This is a genomic window from Geodermatophilus sp. URMC 62, assembly GCF_052931475.1.
Window position 1 is genome coordinate 3,797,066 of record NZ_JBRFHY010000001.1, and the last position, 22,700, is coordinate 3,819,765.

Genomic DNA, 22,700 nt, shown 5'->3' on the forward strand with positions numbered 1-22,700 from the left:
GGCACGCCTGGGCGGGTCGCGCGGATCCTACGGTCGGCCGCGCACCTCAGAGCAGACCGTCGTCGAGCGCGGCGCGTCCGCGCTCGACGCACGGGTCGATGCGGTCGGCGTAACCGGCGGTGTCCTTCCCGGCCATGGCGCCGGCGGCCGACCGGGCGACGATCCCGGCGACGATCGCGGCGAACTTGAAGAAGGCGAAACCCACGTACCAGTTGAGGTGGGCGAGGTCGAGGCCACTGCGCTCGGCGTAGCGCGCGGCGACCTCGGCGCGGGTCGGGAAGCCCTCGAGCGCGGTCACCGTGCTCTGCCCGGCGACGCTGCCCTCACCGGCCTGCGGCCAGTAGACGTACAGCATCCCCAGGTCGGCCAGCGGGTCGCCGAGGGTCGACATCTCCCAGTCCAGGACCGCGCGGATGCCGCCGGGGCGGTCCGGGTCGAGCAGGCAGTTGTCCAGCCGGTAGTCGCCGTGGACGATCCCGGTGCGCTGGGTCGCCGGCACGGTCTCGGCCAGCCGCGCCGCCAGGGCGTCGAGGCCGGGGCGGTCGCGGTCGCGGGTGGCGTCCCACTGCTTCGTCCAGCGGCTCACCTGCCGGGCCATGAAGCCCTCCGGCCGGCCGAAGTCGCCCAGCCCCACCGCGTCGGGGTCGACGGCGTGCAGGTCGGCCAGGACGTCGACCAGACCCTCGCCGATCGCCCGGCGCTGGGCCGGCTCGTCGGCGTAGCCGGCCGGGATCCGGTCGACCACGTGCAGGCCGACCACCCGCTCCATGACGTAGAAGGGCGCCCCGAGCACGGAGGTGTCGGTGCACAGGTGCAGGGTCCGGGGCACCGGGACGGCGGTCGGCCCGAGAGCGCTGATGACCTTGTGCTCGCGCGCCATGTCGTGCGCCGTGGCCAGGACCGCGCCCGTCGGCGGCCGGCGCAGGATCACCGCGTCGTCGGCGCTGCCCCCGGCCGGCGTGACCACGTACGTGAGGTTCGACATGCCCGCGGCAATGAGCTCGACGCCCACCTCCCGCCAGCGCCCGTCCCCGAGGACGGAGGCGAGATACGGACCGACGACGGCGGGGTCAGCACCCACGGGACTGGACACGGGCCGCAGGGTAACCTCCGGCACTCCGCCTCCCGACCGGCCCGTCCGGCCCCGTCCCAGACCCCTTCCGCGGGTCGATGTGTCCCCCGCGCGCGGGCGGGCACAAACCGGGGTCGCACGGCGTTGGGGGGCTGCCGGTCCCGCACCGGGCCGGCTGACCGCGAGCCGGACGGCGGCGGGCGCCGGTCCCAGGACCAGCGGCCGCCCCGGCGGCCGGCCAGGTCGGCGGCGTCCCCCGACGCCGCCGGACGAGGCGGACGACGTCCGCCTGCGACAACCCCGGAGGAGGGGCACACCCCATGGCCACCGACTACGACGCCCCGCGCCGCAACGAGGCCGACGAGCTCGGCGAGGACTCGCTCGAGGAGCTCAAGGCCCGGCGGGCCGAGGCGCAGTCCGCCTCGGTCGACGTCGACGAGACCGACTTCAACGAGAGCCTCGAGCTGCCCGGCGCGGACCTGTCCAACGAGGAGCTCACCGTCCGCGTGCTGCCCAAGCAGGAGGACGAGTTCACCTGCTCGCGCTGCTTCCTCGTGCAGCACCGCAGCCGGCTGGCCGCCACCCGTGGCGACCAGATGTACTGCCGCGACTGCGCGGCCTGAACAAGGACCCCCGTGCCCCCCACCGCTCGCACCCTCGCGGCGGGACCCTGCACGGGGGCCGTTCCAGCACGTCACCGGGAGGTCGGGCGATGAGCGAGCACGGGGAGCGGACGGCCGCGCCGCGGGACGTGCCGCCGCCGCGGCCCGTCCAGCGGGTCACGTCCGCCGGCGGGGGGCCGGCCGGCGCGACCGCGGGCGCCTCGGCCTGGACGACCGAGGACAGCGGCCTGGGCCGGGCGGCCCGTGCCGTCGCCGACGCCGTGGCCGGCCTGCTCGGCGGCGCCGAGGACACCGGGCCCGCGGCGGCCGACGGGACCCGCCGCTCGGCGGCCGGGACCCTCGCTGACGTCATCGGGGCCGTCGCCGCGGCGGTGGGCCGGCGCGGCGAGCAGCCGGCCGCTCCCCGGGCGGACGGCGAGGGGTCCGGCCGGACGCCGGGCACGGTCCTCGGCGACCTGCTCGCGGCCGCGGCACCGCGGCTGCCCATCCGCGACGCAGCACGGCTGCGGGCCGCCCACCCCGGCCGGTCCGACGAGGAGATCGCCGACGCGCTGGTGACCCGGGCGTCCCGGTTGACGGCGGCCGTCGGAGCGGCCACGGGGGGCCTGTCGGCCGCGCAGTGGCTCGCCCCGCCGTCGCTGGTGGCCCTCCCGCTCGAGCTCGGCGCCGAGACGCTGCTGGTCGCCGCCGTCGAGGTGGTGATGCTCGGCGAGCTGCACGAGCTCGCCGGCCGGCCGGCCCGCGGCGACGCCGCCGAGCGCGCCACCGCCTACCTGGCCAGCTGGACCCAGCAGCGCGCCGTCGACGGCAGCACGGAGCAGGGGCTCGGCGCGCTCGTGAGCACCGCCGGGCTGCGGGCCCTGCGCCGCCGGCTCACCCGCCGGCTGGCGCGCAACGTGGGCTCGGCGGCACCGCTGCTGGTCGGTGCCGCGCTCGGCGGGCGGGGCAACCTCAAGGCCACCGAGAACCTCGCCCGGCGGGTGCGGGCCGACCTGCGCCGCTCCTCCCGCTGAGGCGGGGACCCGGCCCCGTCCCGGGCCTGGTGACGTGCTGGAACGGCCCCCGTGCAGGGCCCCGCCGCGAGCGTGCGAGCGGTGGGGGGCACGGGGGCCCTTATAGGGTCGCCGTCGTGGTCGACCCCCTGCCCCCCGCGCCCGAGCCGGGCGGGCTCGACGTCCCCGTGCGGCTGGTCACCGAGGGGGCTCCGCTCCCGCGCTACGCCCTCCCCGGCGACGCCGGCGCCGACCTCACCGTCACCGAGGACGTGGAGCTCGCGCCACTGCAGCGGGCCCTGGTCGGCACGGGCGTGGCGGTGGCCATCCCGGAGGGCTACGCCGGGTTCGTGCACCCCCGCTCGGGCCTGGCCGCCCGGCACGGGCTGAGCCTGGTCAACGCCCCCGGCACCATCGACGCCGGCTACCGCGGGGAGATCAAGGTCAACCTGGTCAACCTCGACCCGACCACACCGCTGACCCTGCGCCGCGGCGACCGCGTGGCCCAGCTCGTCGTCCAGCCGGTGGTGCGGGCCCGCTTCGTCCCCGTCGACGAGCTGCCCGCCAGCGTCCGCGGGGAGGCCGGTCACGGCTCCACGGGCGCCGGGCCCGCAGGCGGCGCGGCCGGACAGGAGGCCTGAGATGCCCTTGGGACGACGGCGCAACCGGATCGACCGCAGCCTGCGCGAGCGCGGCGTCCCGCCGGAGCCGCAGCACCGGGAGCGGGAGGTCGACGAGACCACCGGTCCCTACGACGAGGCCGACGCGCCCGACGACGGCACCACCCGCGTGGACCTCGGGGCCCTGCGGCTGCCCGCCGTCCCCGGCACGGAGCTGCGGGTCGACGTGAACCAGCAGCAGAAGGTCATCGGCGCGACGCTGCGGTACGGGGACTCGCTGCTGCAGCTGTCCGCTTTCGCCGCCCCCCGCGCCGCCGGCATCTGGGACGACGTCCGCGCCGAGCTGGCCCGCGGCGCCTCCGGTCAGGGCGGCCGGCTGCGGGAGGTCGAGGGCCCCTTCGGCACCGAGCTCGCCGGCTCCGTCGTCGTCACCCCGCCGGCCCCGCCGGGCGGCCCGGCGCCCCAGCCGGTGCGGCGCGCCGCGCGCTTCCTCGGCGTCGACGGCCCGCGCTGGTTCCTCCGCGGCATGATCAGCGGCCCGGCCGCCGAGAGCCCCGAGGCCGCCGCCGTCCTGGAGGACGTCTTCCGTCAGGTCGTCGTCGTCCGGGGCAGCGAGCCGATGCCGGTGCGCGAGCAGCTGCCGCTCGCCCTGCCGCCCCAGGCCGCCGCGCAGCTGGCCCGCCAGCAGCAGGGCGGCGGCCGGCACGCGGCCGGCGGGCAGCAGGGCGGCCGGCACGCGGCCGGGCCGACCGCGTGACGGCACCGGACCCGACCGCGTGAGCGCCCCGCTGGTCACCGCCTACGGCCCGCACCCCGACCAGTTCCTCGAGCTCACCCTGCCCGCGGGGTCCGCGCCGGCACCGGTCGTCGTCGTGCTGCACGGTGGCTTCTGGCGGGCCGCCCACGGCGTCGAGCTCGCCCGGCCGCTGGCCGCCGACCTCGCCGCGGCGGGCTTCGCCGCCGTCGCCGTCGAGTACCGCCGGGTCGGTGCCGGGGGCGGGTGGCCGGCCACGGTGGAGGACGTCGCCGCGGCCCTCGACGCGTTGCCCGGCGCCGGGTCGGCGGGGGACGCCGCTGGCCGCCTCGACCTCGCCGACGTCACGGTCGTCGGCCACTCCGCCGGCGGTCACCTCGCCGCCTGGGCCGCCGCCCGGGACCGGCTGCCCGCCGGCGCCCCGGGCGCCGCACCCCGGGTGCGGGTGACCGCCGCGGTGCTGCAGGCCGGCGTGCTGGACCTGCGGCGCGCCGCGGAGCAGCGGCTCGGCCGGCGGGCGGTGCAGGAGTTCCTCGGCGGCGAGCCCGCCGGCGTGCCCGACCGCTACGCCCTCGCCGACCCGGTGCGGCTGCTGCCCACCGGCGCCGACGTCCTGTGCGTGCACGGGACGGACGACGACGTCGTCCCGCCCGAGCAGAGCGGGCGCTACGCCGCGGCCGCGACCGCCGCCGGCGACCGGGTGGCGGTGCACACCGTCCCGGGCGGCCACCGCGTGCCCATCGACCCGGCGGGGGAGGCCTGGACGGCGGTCCGCGACTGGCTGGAGCGGCGCCGCGACCGGCGCCGGGACCGCACTACGCTGGGGTCGTGACACAGACGCGTCCCGGCGGCTGGCTCGCGCGCACGCTGCAGCGGCTGACCGCCGACGACTCCACGATCGACGCGCAGGAGCTGCGCGCCGAGGCCGACCGCGCCGGCTGCGAGCCGGTGAGCCACTGCCGCAAGGGCGAGGTGGTCACGGTCACCGGCAGGCTCAGGTCGGTCGTCTACACCCCCCGCGAGACCGTCCCCACCCTCGAGGCCGAGCTGTTCGACGGCTCAGGGTCGGTCACCCTCGTGTGGCTGGGCCGCCGCCGCATCCCCGGCATCGAGCCGGGCCGCACGCTGACCGCGCGGGGACGCTTCGCCCAGTTCGACGGCCGCAAGGTCGTCTACAACCCCTGGTACGAGCTGAGCGCGGGGTGACGTCGCCGGCCGACGACGACGGCCGGCGGGCCGCAGGACAGCCACCGGGGGAGCCCGACGGCCGCGGCCTGACCTTCGACCGGCACCTGGTGCTCGAGCAGCTCGGCGGCTGGCGCGGGATGGTCGACGCCTCGCTGCCGACCGTGGCCTTCATCGTCGCCAACGCGGTCGGCGGCCTGCGCACCGGCGTCTGGTGCGCCCTGGGCGCCGCTGTCCTCGTGCTGCTGTTCCGGCTGGCCCGCCGGGAGAGCGTGCAGCAGGCCTTCAGCGGCCTGTTCGGCGTGGCGGTCGCGGTGGCCATCGCCGCGGCCTCCGGCCAGGCCCGCAACTACTTCGTGCCGGGGATCATCCGCAACGCCGTCATCGGCGTCGTCCTGCTGGGGTCGGTGCCGGTCCGCTGGCCGCTGGTGGGCGTGGCCGCGGAGTTCCTCGCGCCGAGCCACCTGGGCTCCATGGCCTCGCACACGCTGCCGGGCCTGCGCCGGCGGGTCGGCACCGCGCGCGCCCGGCTGCACCACCAGCCCCCGCCCGCGCCGCCGGGGCCCCGGCCGGCCGACCCCCAGCCCGAGCGGCACTGGCGCGACGACCCGCGGGTGGTGCGCGCCTACGGCTGGCTGACGGTGCTGTGGGCGCTGACGTTCCTGCTGCGGGTCGCGGTGCAGACACCGCTGTACCTGGCCGACGAGGAGGGGCTGCTCGGCGTCGCCTCACTAGTCCTCGGGCTGCCGGTCACCGGCGTCGCGCTGGCCGTCACGCTGTGGGTGGTCGCCCGCCTGCACCGCCACCGGGTGGCGACCGACGCCGGCGCCGCCTGAGCCTCCCCGGGGGCGGCAGGAGGTCCTCCTAGCGCGCGGTGGGGGAGAGGACCTGCTGCAGCTGCTCCTCGACGTCGGCGTGAGCGACGAACAGCAGCTCGTCGCCGACCTCGAGCGGCTCGTCGGGGCTGGGCGTGATGACCCGGTCGCCGCGCAGCAGCGCGGTGAGCACCGTCTCGCGCGGCAGGGGGACGTCGCGCAGGGGGCGGCCGGCCCAGGGGGTGTTCTCGGCGAGGGTGATCTCCACCAGGTTGGCCGCGCCCTTGCGGAAGCTCATCAGCCGGACGACGTCGCCGACGGTCACCGCCTCCTCGACCAGCGCGGCGAGCACCCGCGGGGTGGAGACGGCGACGTCGACGCCCCACGCCTCGGTGTAGAGCCACTCGTTGCGCGGGTCCTTGACCCGGGCCACGACGCGGTTGACCGCGAACTCGGTCTTGGCCAGCAGCGAGACGACCAGGTTGGCCTTGTCGTCGCCGGTGGCCGCCACCACGACGTCGCAGGTGGCCAGCTGGGCCTCCTCGAGGGAGGAGACCTCGCAGGCGTCGGCCTGCACCCACTCGGCGCCGGGCACCGCGCGGGTGCGCACCTTGCGGCCGTCCTTCTCGATGAGCATCACGGTGTGCCCGTTGGAGAGCAGCTCCCCGGCGATGGAGCGGCCGACGGCGCCGGCGCCCACGATGGCCACCCGCATCAGACCCTGCCCCCCTCGGGGTGCTCGACCGCCCGGCGCACGCGGTCGGAGATCTCGTCGGTGGCGGCGACGACGAGCTGGTCGCCGTCCTGCAGCACCGTGTTGGACGTGGGGAGCAGCGCGTCGCCGAAGCGGACCAGCCAGGCGGCGCGGGCGCCGGAGGCGGCCTCCAGCTCGGCCAGCCGCCGGCCCACCCAGCCGTCGGTGACGGTCACGCGCATGAGCAGCACCGTGCCGGTGGGCTCGCGCCAGATCTCGCTGACCTTCACCGACAGCAGCTCGCGCAGCAGGCGGTTCACCGTCCAGGGGACGGTCGCGACGCTGGGGATGCCCATGCGCTCGTAGACCTCGGCGCGCTTGGAGTCGTAGATGCGGGCGACGACGTGCTGGACGCCGAAGGTCTCCCGGGCCACCCGGGCAGCGATGATGTTGGAGTTGTCGCCGCTGCTCACCGCGGCGAACGCCCCGGCGGCGTCGACGCCGGCGTCGAGCAGCGTCTGGCGGTCGAAGCCCAGGCCGGTCACCTGGCGGCCGCTGAACTCCGGGCCCAGCCGGCGGAAGGCCTCCGGGTCCTGGTCGATCACCGCCACGCTGTGGCCGATCTGCTCCAGCCGTCGGGCGATGGCCGAGCCGACACGGCCGCAGCCCATCACGACCACGTGCACGTGCGCTCCCCGGGTCGTCGGTGCGGGCGCCTCCCGCCCGCGTACCGGGCGCGAAGCTACACCCGCCGGCCGCCGGTCCGGGCGGCGTGCGGGAGACCACACACCCGCCGGGAGGACGTGTCGGCGCGGCGCCGCACCGGGGCTCCGGCGTCCGTACCATCGCCGCCGTGCCAAGCCTGTCCGACCTCGGACAACTCCCCAAGCGGCTCGTGCTGGGCCGGCCGGTCCGCAGCGACCGGTCCGGGGAGTCCCTGCTCCCGAAGTCCCTCGCGCTGCCGATCTTCGCCAGCGACCCGCTCTCCTCGGTGGCCTACGCCACCCAGGAGATCCTCATCGTCCTCACCCTCGCGGGGACGGCGTTCCTCTTCCTGGCGCCGTGGCTGGCCGTCGTCGTCGTCCTGCTGCTGGCGACCGTGGTGCTGTCCTACCGCCAGGTGGTGCACGCCTACCCCTCGGGCGGCGGCGACTACGAGGTCGCGATGAAGAACCACGGCCAGTTCGCCGGGCTCACCGTCGCGAGCGCGCTGCTCGTCGACTACGTGCTCACCGTGGCGGTGTCGGTCTCCTCGGGCACCGACAACATCATCTCGGCGTTCCCGACGCTCAACCAGCACCGCGTGCTCATCGCCGTCGGCCTGATCGCCCTGCTGGCGGCGGCCAACCTGCGCGGGCTGCGGGAGTCCGGCAAGACCTTCGCCGTCCCGACGTACCTGTTCGTCGCCGGGATCATCGTCATGATCGGCACCGGGCTCGTCCGGGACTTCCTCACCGACGCCCCGGTCCGCGCCGAGAGCGCGGCCTGGACGATCCTGCCGGAGGACGGCTACGGCGACCTGGGTGGTCTGGCCCTCGTCTTCTTCGCGCTGCGCGCCTTCGCCTCCGGCTGCACCGCGCTGACCGGCGTGGAGGCCATCGCCAACGGCGTGCCGGCGTTCCGGCCGCCGAAGTCGCGCAACGCCGCGACGACGCTGGTGCTCATGGGCGGGATCGCCGCCACGATGTTCGCCGGGGTCACCGCGCTGGCCCTGCTCGCCGACGTCCGGTACACGGAGAACACCTGCGACCTGGTCGGGTTCCCGGGCAACTGCGAGACCGAGCCGCAGCGCACGGTCATCGCGCAGCTGGCCGCCGCCACCTTCGGCGGGGACACCTCGATCGGGTTCTTCTACATCCAGGCGGCCACCGCGCTGGTCCTCATCCTGGCCGCCAACACCGCCTTCAACGGGTTCCCGCTGCTGGGCTCGGTGCTCGCGCAGGACCGCTTCCTCCCGCGGCAGCTGCACACCCGCGGTGACAAGCTCGTCTACAGCAACGGCATCCTGCTGCTGGCCGGCTTCGCGGTGCTGCTCATCCTGGCCTTCGACGCCGATCCCAACCGGCTGATCCAGATGTACATCGTCGGGGTCTTCACCAGCTTCTCGATCGGCCAGTGGGGCATGGTCCGGCACTGGAACCGCGAGATCCGGCTGTCCAACGACCCGGTCGACAAGCGGCGGATGCGCCGCTCCCAGGTCATCAACGCCATCGGCGGCACGATGACCTCCGCGGTCCTGGTGGTCATCGTCATCACCAAGTTCACCCGCGGCGCGTACCTCGTCCTGCTGGTGATGCCGATCCTCTTCGTGCTCATGCGGGCGATCAACAAGCACTACTCGCACGTGTCCGAGCAGCTGCGGCCCGACAGCGACGCCCGGATGCTGCCGAGCAAGGTGCACGCGATCGTGCTGGCGTCGAAGGTGCACAAGCCGACGCTGCGGGCGCTGGCCTTCGCGCGGGCGACCCGGCCCGATGCGCTCACGGCCCTGACGGTCAACGTCGACGACGAGGAGACCCGGGCCCTGCAGGCCGACTGGGAGCGCTACGACATCCCGGTGCCGCTGACCGTGCTCGAGTCCCCGTACCGGGAGATCACCCGGCCGGTGGTCGACTTCGTCAAGACCATCCGCCGCACGAGCCCGCGCGAGCTCGTCATCGTCTTCGTGCCGCAGTACGTCGTCGGGCACTGGTGGGAGAACGTCCTGCACAACCAGAGCGCGCTGCGGCTGCGCGCCCGGCTGCAGTTCCAGCCCGGCGTCATGATCACCACGGTGCCGTGGCAGCTGGAGAGCTCGGTCGGCCGCGGTGACGACGACCGGCGCGCGGGCCCCATGCCCGGTGACCTGCGCCGCGGGCTGACCGACGACCAGGTCGAGGTCACGCCCTATGGCTGACGTCGAAGGGCCCCGTCCTCCTCACCCCTCGCGAGCTCGGGGCGAGCCTCGGGACGGGGCCGGAGAGCCTGCGGGGAGGCCGGACCGGGGGCTGGGCTGGGTCGGTCGGGAGTTCGAGGTGACCGTGGGTCCGGTGGCGCACGGCGGGCACTGCGTGGCCCGTGCCGAGGGCCGGGTGGTCTTCGTGCGGCACGCGCTGCCGGGGGAGCGGGTGGTCGCGCGGGTCACCGAGGACCGCCAGCCCGGCTGGTGCCGGGCCGACGCGATCGAGGTGCTCGAGGCCGCGCCCGACCGGGTCGAGCGGCCCTGCCCGTACAGCGGCCCGGGGCGCTGCGGGGGCTGCGACTGGCAGCACGTCTCCCCGCAGGGGCAGCGCCGGCTCGCCGCGGACGTCGTCCGTGAGCAGCTGACCCGGCTCGGCGGGCTGGACGCCCAGGACCCCGTCGTCCGCGACCTCGTCGTCGAGGAGCTGCCCGGCGGGCCGCTGCGCTGGCGCTCGCGGACCCGGTTCGCGGTCGACGGGACCGGGGCGCCCGGGCTGCGGCGGCACCGCTCGCACGACGTCGTCGTCCTCGACGACTGCCCGATCACGGTGGAGGCCGCCGCCCGCGCCGTGCTCTCCCGCCGCTGGCCGGGCGCCGGCGCGGTCGACGTCGCCGTGGACTCCACCGGCGCGGTCACCACCACGCGGCTGGACCGCCGCGGCGTGCCGACGTCGACCCGGGTGCGGCAGCCCGGGGAGGACGCCGCGGCCGCCCCCACCGGCCGGGCCGCCCGGCGGGCCGCCGGGCGCGACTGGGAGGTCGAGGGCACCGGCTTCTGGCAGGTGCACGAGGCCGCCGCCGACGTGCTGGGAGCGGCCGTGACCGACGCCGCCGGCGCGCGCCCCGGGGAGAGGGTGCTCGACCTGTACGCCGGCGCCGGGCTCTTCGGCGGCGCACTGGCACCGGCGGTGGGGGAGTCCGGCCGGGTGGTGTGCGTGGAGGCCGACGCCGCGGCGTGCGCCGCCGCCGAGGCCAACCTCGCCGGCCTGCCGCAGGCCGAGGTGTGGCAGGGCGAGGTGGACGCCGAGGGGCTGGCCGGGCTGCTCGAGGAGCTCGGGAGCGCGCCGGACGTCGTCGTGCTCGACCCGCCGCGCGCCGGCGCCGGCCCGGCGGTGAGCCGGGTGCTGGCCGGCACCGGGGCCCGCGCCCTCGTCTACGTGGCCTGCGACCCCGCGTCCCTGGGGCGTGACGTCGCGGCCCTCCGCGCGGCCGGGTACCGGCTGACGGCGCTGCGCGGCTTCGCCGCCTTCCCGATGACCGCGCACGTCGAGTGCGTGGCGCTGCTGACCCCGTCCGGCTGAACCCGTTCCGCACGGGTCCCCACGCCGGAGCCCGGCACGGTAGGAGTGCGGGGTGCTGGTCCACGTCGTCACCCACCCCGAGGTCCGCGTCGAGCCCGAGGTGCCGGCTCCGCAGTGGGCCCTGTCCGACGCCGGCCGCGACCGGCTGCGCCACCTGCTGGCCCAGCCGTGGGTCCCGCGGCTGGCCCGGGTGGTGGCCAGTCCCGAGCGCACGGCGGTGGAGACGGCGGCGCCGCTGGCCGCGTCCGTCGGGCTGCGCGTGGCCGTCGACGCGGGGCTCCGCGAGCACCCGGAGGAGAGCGGGCGCAGCGAGGAGCGCGCGCAGGCCCGGGTGGTCGCCGCGGCCGGGCGTGCGGTGGCCGGCGCGGACGGCGACGTCGCGCTGGTCTGCCACGGCGGCGTGGGCACCCTGCTGCTGTGCGCGCTGCTCGGCGTCCCGGCCGACCGGCGCCTGGGCCAGCCGGGCGAGGGCAGCGTCTTCGCCTACGACCCGGTCAGCCGGCGGGTCGCCTCCCCGTGGGTGCGCCTCGGTCCCCCCGACTGAGCGAGGGCGGCGGCCGTCCCGGCTACGGTGGGCCCCGTGACCACCTGGGAGTACGCCTCGGTCATCACCGCCAACGACGCCGAGTCCCAGCGCGCGGGGGTGAGCGTCAAGCTCCCCGGCGGCACGCTGGAACGGCAGCAGGGCGACACCAGCTCGGTGCTCAACCGGCTCGGCAGCGAGGGCTGGGAGCTGGTCAGCTACCACTCCAGCGGTGCCGGCACCTGGGGCTTCGAGCAGTTCTGGCTCAAGCGCCGCCACGACTGAGTTCCCGCCCGTCGCCCGATCGGGTGTGCCGGGTCGAACGCGTGTTCGACCTGCGGCAGACTGCCGGGCGTGGGTGCGAGCGTGCCTCCGGGCTGGCCGGAGCAGGTGCGGCCACCGGGTGCCCCCGACTGGGAGGCCACCGCGGTGGCCTGGCTATTCGACCTCGTCCCGCCCGACTACCGCGCGCACGCGGTGCTGCGCCGCTACCCGGTCCTGCTCGCCCGGTTCGCCGGCGACCACGTGGGCGCCGGGTTGCAGGCCGCCCGCGAGGGGTGGCGGACGGTGCGGGTCGACATGGCCGACCACCTGCCGCCCGACGCGATCGAGGCCGCCGTCGCCGCCTACGAGCGCGAGGGTGCCCGTCTGGCCGCGGCGGCGCGCGGGGTCGTGGTCGTCGCCGGTGCCCTCCGCGGGGAGGTGTGGGTCCCGCGCCTGTAGTCCCGGCTGCCCCTCAGCCGAGCCGGTCGGCCTCCCGGAGCGCGACCGCCAGCGCGCCGAGCACCTCGGCGCGCGCGCCGAGGGAGCCGGGCACCACGGTGAGGTGCTCGGCCGCGGCGGGGATGGCCGAGCGGGCGAGCGCCCGGCGCAGCGGGTCGACCAGCAGGTCCCCGGCGGTGCCCAGCTCTCCGCCGACGACGATGCGGTCGGGGTTGAGGGTGTTGACCAGCCCGCCCAGGACGACGCCGACGGAGGTGCCGGCGTCGGCGACGAGCCGGCGGCAGGCCTGGTCGCCGTCCACCGCGCCGGCCACCAGCGACCGCAGGTCGCCGTACTGCGGTGCGGCGGTCCGCAGGGCCTGCAGCAGCGCGCTGCCGCCCGCGGTCAGCTCCAGGCAGCCCCGGTTGCCGCACCGGCAGAGGTCGCCGCCGGGGTCGAGGCTCACGTGGCCGATCTCCCCGGCGGTGCCGGAGACGCCGCGCAGCAGGTTGCCGTCGAGGACCAGGGCGCCGCCGACACCGGTGGCCATCTTGAGGTAGACGGTGAAGCGGGAGCCGCGGCCGGCGCCCCAGCGGACCTCGGCGAGGGCGCCGAGGTTGGCGTCGTTGTCCACGACAACCGGGATGCCGAGCCGCTCGCGCAGCTCCACCGCCGGCGTGCTGCCCGACCAGCTCGGCAGGATGTTCGCCTGCGCCACGGTGCCCTGCGGGGTGCCCGCGCTGCTGACGACCGGCGTCGGCAGGCCGACCACCGCCCCCACGACGTCCCGGGTGCAGGCCCCGACCCGCTGCAGCTCCTCGCGGACCCGGGCGGCGACGGTGTCCAGGACGGCGTCGGCGCCCAGGTCGGCGACCGGCAGCTCGGTCACGTGCTCGTCGACCACCTCGTGCGAGAGGTCGGCGACGGCGACCCGCACGTGCGTGCGGCCGATGTCGACCCCGACGACGACGCCTGCCCGGCGGGTCAGCCGCACCAGGCCGGCGGGACGTCCTCCGGTGGGGCGGGCGTCGGCCGGGTCGGCCGGCGTGACCAGGCCGCGGTCGACCAGGTCGGCGACGTACCCGGACACCGTCGCGCGGGACAGCCCGGTCTGCTCGACCAGCTGGGCCCGGGTGGCCGGGCCGTCCAGACGCAGGGCCTCGACCAGCCGGCGCGGGTGGCCCGTGACGTCGGGCAGCCACGTCCGGGGGTCCATGGCGGGATGGTCAGCGGCCCGACCGCTTCTGTCAACCACTGACGGAAGGCACCGTCCGACCGGGTGGCGGAGGGACCGGGCGTGATCGGAACGGGTGCCGCCCTCCCGGGCGGGCCGGTCGGCTGCTCCGCTCACCGGGAGGGGCCCGGCGGGCGCGACTACAGTGGGTCGGCGGCCCTCGCGAGCCGTGCCACCGCTGCCGACAGAGAGGACACCGCTGCGCCGTGTCGCTCCTGCGCTCGCTCCGCGACCCCGCCGACCTCCGGGCCCTGCCCCCCGAGCAGCTGCCCGCGCTCGCCGCCGAGATCCGCGACACCCTCGTCACCAGTGTCGCCCGCACCGGCGGCCACCTCGGCCCCAACCTCGGCACCGTCGAGCTGACCATCGCGCTGCACCGGGTCTTCAGCTCCCCCCGCGAGCCGATCGTCTTCGACACCGGCCACCAGGCCTACGTGCACAAGATGCTCACCGGCCGGGTGGAGGGCTTCGACCGGCTGCGGCAGCGCGGTGGGCTCTCGGGCTACCCCAGCCGGGCCGAGAGCGAGCACGACTGGGTCGAGAACAGCCACGCCTCCACGGCGCTGTCCTACGCCGACGGGCTGGCGAAGGCCTTCGCCGTCCGCGGTGACTCGCGACCGGTCGTGGCCGTGGTCGGCGACGGCGCCCTCACCGGGGGCATGGCCTGGGAGGCGCTGAACAACATCGCCGCCGCCCAGGACCGGCCGGTGGTCATCGTCGTCAACGACAACGGCCGCTCCTACTCGCCGACCATCGGCGGCGTCGCCGACGCGCTCGGCACGCTGCGGCTGCGTCCCGGCTACGAGCAGGCGCTGCTGCAGGTGCGCTCCGCCCTGCACCGCGCCCCCGTCGTCGGCTCGGCGCTCTACGACGCGCTGCACGCCATCAAGAAGGGCCTCAAGGACGTCCTGACGCCGCAGGGCATGTTCGAGGACCTCGGCCTGAAGTACATCGGCCCGGTCGACGGGCACGACGTCGAGACCGTGGAGTCGGCGCTGCGCCGCGCCCGCTCCTTCGGCGGCCCGGTGATCGTGCACGCCGTCACCACGAAGGGCTTCGGCTACCCGCCGGCCGAGACCGACCAGATCGACGCCTGGCACGCGACCGGGGTCTTCGACCCCGACAGCGGCGCCAGCGCCACGGCCGCCCGCGACTGGACGGCGGCCTTCTCCGACGAGCTGGTGCGCATCGGCGCCGAGCGGGCCGACGTCGTCGCGGTCACTGCGGCGATGCTGCACCCGACCGGCCTGGCCGCCTTCGCCGAGCGCTTCCCCGAGCGCACCTTCGACGTCGGCATCGCCGAGCAGCACGCCCTCACCAGCGCGGCGGGCATGGCGATGGGTGGGCTGCACCCGGTCGTCGCCGTCTACTCCACGTTCCTCAACCGGGCCTTCGACCAGCTGCTCATGGACGTCGCGCTGCACCGCCAGCCGGTCACCGTCGTCCTCGACCGGGCCGGCGTCACCGGCACCGACGGCGCCTCGCACAACGGCATGTGGGACATGTCGCTCCTCCCGGTGGTCCCGGGCCTGCGGCTGGCCGCCCCGCGCGACGAGCCCACGCTGCGCGAGGCGCTGCGCGAGGCGGTCGCGGTGACCGACGGCCCGACCGTCGTGCGCTTCCCCAAGGGGCCGCCGCCGGTCGACATCCCGGCGCTGGAGCGGCGCGGGCCCGTCGACGTGCTGCGCCGCGGGCAGGAGGCCGACGTGCTCCTCGTGGCCGTCGGGTCGATGGTGCCGACGTGCCTGGCCGCCGCCGAGCGGGCCGCCGACCACGGCATCGGGGTGACCGTCGTCGACCCGCGCTGGGTGCTGCCGGTGCCCGGTGAGCTCGTGGCGCTGGCGTCCGGTTCCCGGCTGGTCGTCACGGTCGAGGACGGCGGCCGCGCCGGTGGCCTGGGCACGACGCTGACCCAGGCGATGCAGGACCGCGGGATCGACGTCCCGGTGCGCTCCCTGGGCCTGCCGCAGGCGTTCCTGGAGCACGGCAGCCGGGGTCAGGTGCTGGCCGACGCCGGGCTGACCGAGCAGGACGTCGCCCGGCGCATCGCCGAGTGGACGGCGGTGCTCGCCGAGCGCGAGGAGCAGCCGCTGCCCGTCGACGACCCCCGGCCGTGAGGGTGGACGCGGAGATCCAGTAGGAGGACCCCGTCCCCCTCGTCCCTCGCGAGCTCGGGGCGAGCCTCCGGACGGGGCCCGGTCCAGGCCTCGCTCGACCGCACGATGGACCGCCTCACCCGCGAGTTCCGCTGGGATCGGGTGATGATCAGGTGACCTGATCGTCGCGCGTCCTCCCTCACCGTGGGCAGTCGGGGAGGACACGCTGCGGTGCGGGAGGACGACCGACGGCCCGGGCCCCGCGCGGGGACCCGGGCCGTCGTCCGCACCCTCAGGCGGGCAGGCCGGCCACCCCGCGGGGCAGGAACCGCGAGCCGGTCACCCGCTCCGACACCCCGGCGCGGTCGAGGTACGCCGAGATCCCGCCCAGCCAGAACGGCCAGCCGGCGCCCAGCAGCATGCACAGGTCGACGTCCTGCACCGCCTGGACGACGCCCTCGTCGAGCATCAGCCGGATCTCCTGCGCCACCGCGGTCACGGCCCGCTCGCGCACCTGCTCCTCGGTCAGCGGGGAGTCGCCCGCGTCGATGCCGGCGAGGTCGGGGTCGACGACGCCGGGCTCGGAGTACACCGACGTCTTGCCCAGCTCGACCATCCGCCGCAGCCCCTCCCCGACGGCGAACCGGTCGGGGAAGGCCTCGTGCATCCGCTCGGCCACGTGCAGCGCCACCGGCGGGCCGACGAGCGTGAGCAGCTCGAACGGCGTCATCGGCAGGCCGAGCGGGTCCAGCGCCCGGTCGGCGACGGCGACCGGCGTCCCCTGCTCCACGGCCGAGGTGATCTCGCCGAGGAAGCGGGTGAGCAGTCGGTTGACCACGAACGCCGGGGCGTCGGCGACCAGCACGCACGACTTCCCCAGCGCCTTGCCGACGGCGAGCGCGGTGGCCAGGGTGGCGTCGTCGGTGTGCTCGGCCCGGACCACCTCCAGCAGCGGCAGGACGGCGACGGGGTTGAAGAAGTGCAGCCCCACGACGCGCTCGGGGTCCTCGAGCTTCGAGGCCATCTCGGTGACCGACAGCGCGGAGGTGTTGGTGGCGAGCACGCACTCCGGCGAGACCACGGCCTCGACCTCGGCGAACACCTGCTGCTTGACCGACATCTCCTCGAACACCGCCTCGATCACGAGGTCGGCGTCGGCGAAGGCCGCCTTGTCCAGCGCCCCGCTGACCAGGCCGGTCAGCCGGTTGAGCCGGTCGGCCGACAGCCGGCCGCGCTGGGCGAGCTTCGCCAGCTCGCCGTGCACGTAGGCCACGCCCTTGTCCACGCGCGCCTGGTCGACGTCGGTGAGCACGACCGGCACCTCGAGCCGCCGCACGGCCAGCAGCGCCAGCTGGGAGGCCATGAGCCCGGCGCCCACGACGCCGACCTTGGTGACCTCCCGGGCCAGCGACCTGTCCGGGGCGCCGGCCGGCCGCTTCGCCCGCTTGTTCACCAGGTCGAACGCGTAGAGCGAGGCCCGCAGCTCGTCGCTCGTCAGCAGGTCGGCCAGGGCCTGGTCCTCGGCGGCGGTGCCGGAGGTGAACGCCTCGCCGTCGACCCCGTGGCGGGCGAGGTCGAGCAGCTCGACGGCGCGCAGGGCACCGGGGGAGGCGTTGCGCGTGCGGGCCGCCACGATGCCGCGGGCCCGCTCGATCGCGGCGTCCCAGGCCCAGCGGTCCACCTCGGGACGCGACACGGCGACGGAACCGCCGAGCACGCCGACCGCCCACTCGAGTGAGCGCTCGAGGAAGTCGGCCGGCTCGAACACCGCGTCGGCGATGCCGAGTCGTGCGGCCTTCGGGCCGGGCGTCACCGTGTTCTGCGCCAGCGCGTTCTCGACGACCACCGTGACCGCCGGGTCGATGCCGATCAGGTCCGGCAGCAGCTGGGTGCCGCCCCAGCCGGGCACCAGCCCGAGGAAGACCTCGGGGAAGGCGACGACGGCGGTCGTGGCGATCGTGCGGTGGTGGCAGTGCAGCGCCAGCTCCAGGCCGCCGCCGAGCGCCGCGCCGTTGACGAAGGCGAAGGTCGGGATCGTCGAGTCCTTGAGCCGGCGGAACACCCGGTGGCCGGTCTCGGCGATCTCCCGGGCGTCGGCCGCCGAGGTGATCGCCGGGACGCCGGAGAGGTCGGCGCCGACGGCGAAGACGAACGGCTTGCCGGTGACGGCGATCGCCGTCGGGGCGGGGGTGTGGGCGGCGATCTCGTCGAGCGCGGCGTCCAACGACGCCAGCCCGCCCGGGCCGAAGGTCGACGGCCGGGTGTGGTCGTGCCCGTTGTCGAGGGTGACCAGGGCGATCTCGCCGGCCAGGCCGGGCACGCGCAGGTACCGGACCCGCGCGGTGGTCACGACCTCGTTCTCGAAGACGGCGGTCACCTCGCGACACCCTCCCAGGTCGGGTTCTCCCAGATCACGGTGGCGCCCATGCCCAGGCCCACGCACATGGCGGTCAGGCCGTAGCGGACGTCGGGCCGCTCGGCGAACTGGCGGGACAGCTGGGTCATCAGCCGCACACCGGAGGAGGCCAGCGGGTGGCCGACGGCGATCGCGCCGCCCCACGGGTTGACCCGCGGGTCGTCGTCGGCGATGCCGAAGTGGTCGAGGAACGCGAGCACCTGGACGGCGAAGGCCTCGTTGAGCTCGAACAGGCCGATGTCGTCGATGGTCAGGCCGGTGCGGGCCAGCGCGCGCTCGGTCGAGGGCACCGGGCCCACGCCCATCACCTCGGGCTCGACGCCGACGAACCCGTAGCCGACCAGCCGCATCCCGGCGGTCAGGCCCAGCTCCTGCGCGACCTCCTCGGCGGCGAGGATGCAGCCGGTGGCGCCGTCGTTGAGGCCGGCGGCATTGCCCGCGGTCACGTTGCCGTGCGGGCGGAACGGGGTCTTGAGCGTCGCCAGGCCCTCGAGGGTGGTGTTCGGCCGCGGCGGCTCGTCGACGGTGGCCAGGCCCCAGCCCTGCTCGGCGCTGCGGGTGGCGACGGTCACCAGCTCCGGGCCGATCTGCCCGTTGGCGACGGCCTTGGCGTACCTCTGCTGGCTGGCCAGCGCGAACGCGTCGGCGCGCTCCCGGGTCAGGTGCGGGAAGCGGTCGTGCAGGTTCTCGGCGGTGGAGCCCATGACCAGCGCGGAGCCGTCGACGATCTTCTCGCTGAAGAACCGCGGGTTCGGATCGGCGCCCTCGCCCATCGGGTGGCGGCCCATGTGCTCGACGCCGCCGGCGATCGCGACGTCGTAGGCGCCGAAGGCGATGCCCGAGGCGGTGGTGGTGACGGCGGTCATCGCGCCGGCGCACATGCGGTCGATCGCGTAGCCGGGCACCGACTGCGGCAGCCCGGCCAGCAGCGCGGCGGTGCGGCCGATCGTCAGGCCCTGGTCACCGACCTGGGTGGTGGCCGCGATCGCGACCTCGTCGACCCGCTCGGGCGGCAGCGACGGGTTGCGGCGCAGCAGCTCGCGGATGACGCGGACGACGAGGTCGTCGGCGCGGGTCTCGGCGTAGACGCCCTTCGGGCCGGCCTTGCCGAAGGGGGTGCGCACCCCGTCGACGAAGACGACCTCGCGCAGGGAGCGGGACATGGGACCTCCGCAGCAGTTCGGTACCGGCCGGTACGGCTCGGTGCCCCGAAGTTACCCGCCGGTAACCGCTGGTCCAAGGTCGACCCGCCCCTCACGGGGCAGGTCGGGTCAGGACCGGAGGCGGCCGGACGGCGACGAGGGATGACGCCCGGGCGAGGTCACGGTCCAGCAACGTCCTGGACGGCGTCTTGCGCCGGCTGTGACCCGGCGCGCATATTGGCCGCCGCACTTCTGCGCATTCCCGACAGAACGGTGGACGACCCATGGCGCGACGGCGCACCATCCTCACGGCCCTCGCGGCCTCCCTCGTCTTCAGCCTCGCTGCGTGCGGCAGCGACAGCGGCGGCGGCGACAGCGGCAGTGGCGGCGGCGGGGGCGGCGGTGGCGAGGCCGCCGGCAAGGTCGGCGTGATCCTCCCCGACACCGAGTCCTCGGTGCGCTGGGAGAACTTCGACCGCCCCTACCTCGAGGCGGCCTTCGAGGACGCCGGTGTCGAGTACGACATCCAGAACGCCGAGGGCGACGCCCAGCGGCAGGCGACGATCGCCGAGCAGATGATCACCGAGGGCGCCACGGTCCTCGCCATCGTCAACCTCGACTCGGCCTCGGGTGCGCAGATCCAGGAGCAGGCGGCCCAGGAGGGCGTCCAGACGATCGACTACGACCGGCTGACCCTGGGCGGCTCCGCCGAGTACTACGTCTCCTTCGACAACACCGAGGTCGGCCGGCTGCAGGGCCAGGGCCTGCAGCAGTGCCTGGAGTCCAACGGGGTCACCCAGGGCAACATCGCCTTCCTCAACGGCTCGCCCGACGACAACAACGCCACGCTGTTCTCGTCGGGTGCCCACGAGGTGCTCGACCCGCTGACGCAGTACACGCAGGTGGCCGAGCAGGCCGTGCCCGAGTGGGACAACCAGCAGGCGGCGACGATCTTCGAGCAGATGTACACCCAGAACGGCGGGCAGATCGACGGCGTCGTGGCCGCCAACGACGGCCTGGCGAACTCGGTGATCCAGATCCTCGGGCGCAACAACGCCGCAGGCAAGGCCAACGTCACCGGTCAGGACGCCAGCGTCGAGGGTCTGCAGAACATCCTCGCCGGTGACCAGTGCATGACGGTCTACAAGTCGGTCCGCGACGAGGCCAACGCGCTCGCCGAGCTCGCCACCGCGCTGATCAACGGCGACGAGGGCGAGACCACCGGCACCGTCGAGGACACCGAGGGTGGCCGCGAGGTCCCGTCGGTCCTGCTCACGCCGGTCTCGATCTTCCGCGACAACGTCAAGGACGTCGTCGACGACGAGTTCGTGACCGCCGACGAGCTCTGCACCGGCGACTTCGCCGGCGCGTGCCAGGAGCTCGGCATCTCCTAGTGGTCAGCAGCCGCCGGGGCGTCGATGATGGGCGCCCCGGCGGCTCCTGCCGCGTTCCCCAGCCCCACCCAGCCCCGCCCAGTGCGACCGAGAGGCCCGGCGTGTCCGCACCCACCGACCGTCCCCAGGACGTCACCCCCACCCTGGAGCTCCGCGGCGTCAACAAGAGCTTCGGCGCCATCCAGGTCCTGCACGACGTGCACATGAAGGTCTACCCCGGGCAGGTCACCGCGCTGGTCGGTGACAACGGGGCGGGCAAGAGCACGCTCATCAAGTCGATCGCCGGCATCCACGCCATCGACTCCGGCGAGTTCCTCTTCGAGGGCCGGCCGGTCACCGTCAGCAGCCCCCGCGAGGCCGCGGCGCTCGGCATCGAGATCGTCTACCAGGACCTCGCCCTGGCCGACAACCTCGACGTCGTCCAGAACATGTTCCTCGGCCGCGAGCGCAAGAACGGCATCCTCCTCGACGAGACGTCGATGGAGGAGGCGGCCCGCGACACGCTGAGCAAGCTCTCCGTCCGGACCCTCAAGTCCGTGCGCCAGCTGGTCTCCAGCCTCTCCGGTGGCCAGCGGCAGACGGTCGCCATCGCCAAGGCCGTGCTCTGGGAGTCCAAGCTGGTCGTCCTCGACGAGCCGACCGCGGCCCTCGGCGTCGCGCAGACCCGCCAGGTCCTCGACCTGGTCCGGCGGCTGGCCGACACCGGGCACGCGGTGGTCTTTATCAGCCACAACATGGTCGACGTCTTCGAGGTCTCCGACCGGATCGCGGCCCTGTACCTGGGGCGGATGGCGGCCGACGTCCCCATCTCCCAGGTCGACCGTCCCCAGGTCATCGAGCTCATCACGGCGGGCCGCTCGGGCAACCTGGGCATCGCACCCGCCGAAGCCGCAGCGGTGGAGGTCTGAGCATGTCCAGCACGTTGTCCGCCCCCACCAGCGCGCAGGAACCCGGCGGCGCGCCGTCGGGCTTCGAGGCCGACCGCAGCGCGGACTCCCTCGGCGCGGCGGCCCGGGCCTACGTCGACCGCGTGCGGGGCGGTGACCTGGGGGCGCTGCCGGCCATCCTGGGCATCGTCGCCCTCGGCCTGCTGTTCTTCGCGCTGCGGCCCGAGACGTTCCTGACCCCGCGCAACATGGCCAACCTGGCCGACCAGGCGGCGCCGATCGTCATCCTGGCGATGGGGCTGGTCTTCATCCTGCTGCTGGGCGAGATCGACCTGTCCGCGGGTGTGGTCAGCGGCGTCTGCGCCGCGGTGATGGCCAAGCTGCTCGCCGACGCCGGCGCCCCCTGGTACGTCTCGGTGGCCGCCGCCATCGTCACCGGCGTGGTCATCGGCCTGTTCACCGGCAGCCTCGTCGGGATGGTGGGCATCCCGTCGTTCGTCGTCACGCTCGCGCTCTTCCTGGGCTGGCAGGGCTTCACGCTGCGGCTCATCGGCGAGGGCGGCACGGTGCCGGTGCGCGACCCGGTGATCTCGGCGATCAGCGACCGGAACGTGCCGGTCGCCCTCGGCTGGGTCCTGGCCCTGCTGGTCATCGCCGCCTACGCCGCGCTGCAGCTCAACCGGTTCCGCGTGCAGCGGGCCAGGCGGCTCGCGCACGCCCCGCTCGCCGTGGTGCTCGTGCGGATCGGCGTCATCGCCGCCGTCGTCGTCCTGATCACGGCGGTGCTGAGCGTCGACCGGGCCCCGGCCGCCGGTGTGGTGCTCGCGGGGATCCCCTACGCCATCCCGCTCGTGGTGGTCCTCCTGCTGCTGCTGACCTTCGTGCTCGGCCGCACGAGCTTCGGCCGGCACGTCTACGCGGTCGGCGGCAACGCCGAGGCGGCCCGGCGGGCCGGCATCAACGTCACCAGGATCAGGGTCGCGGTGTTCGTCATCGGCTCGACCCTGGCGGCGATCAGCGGCATCGTCGCGGCCGCCCGGCTCGGCTCGGTGGCACCGGGGTCCGGCGGCGGCAACACGCTGCTCTACGCCGTGGGCGCCGCGGTCATCGGTGGCACCAGCCTCTTCGGTGGCCGCGGGCGGGTGCGCGACGCCGTCCTGGGTGGCCTGGTCGTGGCCATCATCGCCAACGGTCTCGGCCTGCTGGGCACCGAGGCGTACCTCAACTTCATCATCACCGGCGGCGTGCTGCTGCTGGCCGCCAGCGTCGACGCGCTGGCCCGGCGGCGGGCCGCGGCCACCGGTCACTGA

At 75.4% G+C, this 22,700-nt stretch carries 22 protein-coding genes; 16 read left to right on the forward strand and 6 right to left on the reverse strand.

Annotated features, from left to right (window positions below):
- Nucleotides 1–46: 46 nt before the first annotated feature.
- Nucleotides 47–1,093 (reverse strand): phosphotransferase family protein, encoded by a 1,047-nt coding sequence (locus tag ACU616_RS18465; protein WP_446759875.1) that lies wholly within the window; start codon nucleotides 1,091–1,093, stop codon nucleotides 47–49.
- Between the two features lie 299 nt (nucleotides 1,094–1,392).
- Here ACU616_RS18465 and ACU616_RS18470 point away from each other — a divergent pair, with 299 nt between their 5' ends.
- The 7 genes from ACU616_RS18470 (at nucleotide 1,393) to ACU616_RS18500 (ending at nucleotide 6,082) form a co-directional block, all read left to right on the forward strand.
- A complete protein-coding gene (locus tag ACU616_RS18470; RefSeq protein WP_204693870.1) occupies nucleotides 1,393–1,695 on the forward strand; it encodes a DUF4193 domain-containing protein in 303 nt (100 codons plus the stop codon).
- 89 nt (nucleotides 1,696–1,784) lie between these two features.
- The gene (locus ACU616_RS18475; RefSeq protein ID WP_446759876.1) at nucleotides 1,785–2,708 is read left to right on the forward strand and encodes a hypothetical protein; all 924 of its coding nucleotides are present in this window, start codon (nucleotides 1,785–1,787) and stop codon (nucleotides 2,706–2,708) included.
- A gap of 116 nt (nucleotides 2,709–2,824) precedes the next feature.
- Nucleotides 2,825–3,328, forward strand: a complete 504-nt coding sequence (gene dut, locus ACU616_RS18480; protein WP_446759877.1) for a dUTP diphosphatase — start codon at nucleotides 2,825–2,827, stop codon at nucleotides 3,326–3,328.
- Between the two features lies 1 nt (nucleotide 3,329).
- Nucleotides 3,330–4,064 (forward strand): DUF3710 domain-containing protein, encoded by a 735-nt coding sequence (locus ACU616_RS18485; protein WP_446759878.1) that lies wholly within the window; start codon nucleotides 3,330–3,332, stop codon nucleotides 4,062–4,064.
- A gap of 19 nt (nucleotides 4,065–4,083) precedes the next feature.
- Complete coding sequence (locus ACU616_RS18490; protein ID WP_446759879.1) at nucleotides 4,084–4,893, forward strand: alpha/beta hydrolase family protein; 810 nt, start codon at nucleotides 4,084–4,086, stop codon at nucleotides 4,891–4,893.
- Nucleotides 4,890–5,267, forward strand: a complete 378-nt coding sequence (locus ACU616_RS18495; protein WP_446759880.1) for an OB-fold nucleic acid binding domain-containing protein — start codon at nucleotides 4,890–4,892, stop codon at nucleotides 5,265–5,267. The genes ACU616_RS18490 and ACU616_RS18495 overlap by 4 nt, the downstream gene beginning before the upstream one ends.
- Nucleotides 5,264–6,082, forward strand: a complete 819-nt coding sequence (locus ACU616_RS18500; RefSeq protein ID WP_446759881.1) for a DUF3159 domain-containing protein — start codon at nucleotides 5,264–5,266, stop codon at nucleotides 6,080–6,082. The genes ACU616_RS18495 and ACU616_RS18500 overlap by 4 nt, the downstream gene beginning before the upstream one ends.
- Before the next feature lie 28 nt (nucleotides 6,083–6,110).
- Here the strand turns inward: ACU616_RS18500 and ACU616_RS18505 are convergent, their stop codons facing one another.
- Together ACU616_RS18505 and ACU616_RS18510 are read right to left on the reverse strand one after the other, a co-directional pair.
- Entirely contained in the window at nucleotides 6,111–6,776 is a 666-nt protein-coding gene (locus ACU616_RS18505) for a potassium channel family protein (RefSeq protein WP_446759882.1), read from the reverse strand.
- Complete coding sequence (locus ACU616_RS18510; protein ID WP_446759883.1) at nucleotides 6,776–7,441, reverse strand: potassium channel family protein; 666 nt, start codon at nucleotides 7,439–7,441, stop codon at nucleotides 6,776–6,778. Before ACU616_RS18510 ends, ACU616_RS18505 begins: the two co-directional genes overlap by 1 nt.
- A gap of 167 nt (nucleotides 7,442–7,608) precedes the next feature.
- Between ACU616_RS18510 and ACU616_RS18515 the strand changes: the two genes are divergently transcribed.
- The 5 genes from ACU616_RS18515 (at nucleotide 7,609) to ACU616_RS18535 (ending at nucleotide 12,242) form a co-directional block, all read left to right on the forward strand.
- Complete coding sequence (locus tag ACU616_RS18515) at nucleotides 7,609–9,651, forward strand: APC family permease (RefSeq protein ID WP_446759884.1); 2,043 nt, start codon at nucleotides 7,609–7,611, stop codon at nucleotides 9,649–9,651.
- A gap of 118 nt (nucleotides 9,652–9,769) precedes the next feature.
- Entirely contained in the window at nucleotides 9,770–10,996 is a 1,227-nt protein-coding gene (locus ACU616_RS18520) for a class I SAM-dependent RNA methyltransferase (RefSeq protein WP_446759885.1), read from the forward strand.
- A gap of 52 nt (nucleotides 10,997–11,048) precedes the next feature.
- Complete coding sequence (locus ACU616_RS18525) at nucleotides 11,049–11,540, forward strand: histidine phosphatase family protein (RefSeq protein ID WP_446759886.1); 492 nt, start codon at nucleotides 11,049–11,051, stop codon at nucleotides 11,538–11,540.
- A 36-nt stretch (nucleotides 11,541–11,576) separates the two neighbouring features.
- Nucleotides 11,577–11,804 carry a DUF4177 domain-containing protein gene (locus tag ACU616_RS18530; RefSeq protein WP_446759887.1) on the forward strand — a complete coding sequence of 76 codons (228 nt, stop codon included), beginning with the start codon at nucleotides 11,577–11,579 and terminating at the stop codon, nucleotides 11,802–11,804.
- A gap of 69 nt (nucleotides 11,805–11,873) precedes the next feature.
- Nucleotides 11,874–12,242 carry a hypothetical protein gene (locus tag ACU616_RS18535; RefSeq protein WP_446759888.1) on the forward strand — a complete coding sequence of 123 codons (369 nt, stop codon included), beginning with the start codon at nucleotides 11,874–11,876 and terminating at the stop codon, nucleotides 12,240–12,242.
- A 13-nt stretch (nucleotides 12,243–12,255) separates the two neighbouring features.
- Here the strand turns inward: ACU616_RS18535 and ACU616_RS18540 are convergent, their stop codons facing one another.
- Entirely contained in the window at nucleotides 12,256–13,437 is a 1,182-nt protein-coding gene (locus ACU616_RS18540; RefSeq protein ID WP_446759889.1) for an ROK family protein, read from the reverse strand.
- A gap of 224 nt (nucleotides 13,438–13,661) precedes the next feature.
- On the opposite strand from ACU616_RS18540, the gene dxs reads away from it, so the two are divergent.
- Nucleotides 13,662–15,572 carry a 1-deoxy-D-xylulose-5-phosphate synthase gene (gene dxs / locus ACU616_RS18545; protein ID WP_446759890.1) on the forward strand — a complete coding sequence of 637 codons (1,911 nt, stop codon included), beginning with the start codon at nucleotides 13,662–13,664 and terminating at the stop codon, nucleotides 15,570–15,572.
- A gap of 271 nt (nucleotides 15,573–15,843) precedes the next feature.
- Here the strand turns inward: dxs and ACU616_RS18550 are convergent, their stop codons facing one another.
- A complete protein-coding gene (locus tag ACU616_RS18550) occupies nucleotides 15,844–17,928 on the reverse strand; it encodes a 3-hydroxyacyl-CoA dehydrogenase NAD-binding domain-containing protein (RefSeq protein WP_446759891.1) in 2,085 nt (694 codons plus the stop codon).
- Complete coding sequence (locus ACU616_RS18555; RefSeq protein ID WP_446759892.1) at nucleotides 17,925–19,130, reverse strand: thiolase family protein; 1,206 nt, start codon at nucleotides 19,128–19,130, stop codon at nucleotides 17,925–17,927. The genes ACU616_RS18550 and ACU616_RS18555 overlap by 4 nt, the downstream gene beginning before the upstream one ends.
- A gap of 263 nt (nucleotides 19,131–19,393) precedes the next feature.
- On the opposite strand from ACU616_RS18555, the gene ACU616_RS18560 reads away from it, so the two are divergent.
- From ACU616_RS18560 to ACU616_RS18570, 3 genes are all read left to right on the forward strand, one after another.
- On the forward strand, nucleotides 19,394–20,503 hold the full coding sequence (locus ACU616_RS18560) for a sugar ABC transporter substrate-binding protein (RefSeq protein ID WP_446759893.1): 1,110 nt from the start codon (nucleotides 19,394–19,396) through the stop codon (nucleotides 20,501–20,503).
- Between the two features lie 101 nt (nucleotides 20,504–20,604).
- Complete coding sequence (locus ACU616_RS18565; RefSeq protein ID WP_446759894.1) at nucleotides 20,605–21,411, forward strand: ATP-binding cassette domain-containing protein; 807 nt, start codon at nucleotides 20,605–20,607, stop codon at nucleotides 21,409–21,411.
- A 2-nt stretch (nucleotides 21,412–21,413) separates the two neighbouring features.
- Entirely contained in the window at nucleotides 21,414–22,700 is a 1,287-nt protein-coding gene (locus tag ACU616_RS18570) for a sugar ABC transporter permease (RefSeq protein ID WP_446759895.1), read from the forward strand.

Excerpts from the sequence above, each read along its gene's own strand:
- ACU616_RS18470 (WP_204693870.1), top strand. The coding sequence starts at position 1,393 with ATGGCCACCGACTACGACGCCCCGCGCCGCAACGAGGCCGACGAGCTC.
- ACU616_RS18475 (WP_446759876.1), top strand. The coding sequence starts at position 1,785 with ATGAGCGAGCACGGGGAGCGGACGGCCGCGCCGCGGGACGTGCCGCCG.
- ACU616_RS18485 (WP_446759878.1), top strand. The coding sequence starts at position 3,330 with ATGCCCTTGGGACGACGGCGCAACCGGATCGACCGCAGCCTGCGCGAG.
- ACU616_RS18505 (WP_446759882.1), bottom strand. The coding sequence starts at position 6,776 with ATGCGGGTGGCCATCGTGGGCGCCGGCGCCGTCGGCCGCTCCATCGCC.
- ACU616_RS18540 (WP_446759889.1), bottom strand. The coding sequence starts at position 13,437 with ATGGACCCCCGGACGTGGCTGCCCGACGTCACGGGCCACCCGCGCCGG.
- ACU616_RS18555 (WP_446759892.1), bottom strand. The coding sequence starts at position 19,130 with ATGTCCCGCTCCCTGCGCGAGGTCGTCTTCGTCGACGGGGTGCGCACC.
- ACU616_RS18560 (WP_446759893.1), top strand. The coding sequence starts at position 19,394 with ATGGCGCGACGGCGCACCATCCTCACGGCCCTCGCGGCCTCCCTCGTC.
- ACU616_RS18570 (WP_446759895.1), top strand. The coding sequence starts at position 21,414 with ATGTCCAGCACGTTGTCCGCCCCCACCAGCGCGCAGGAACCCGGCGGC.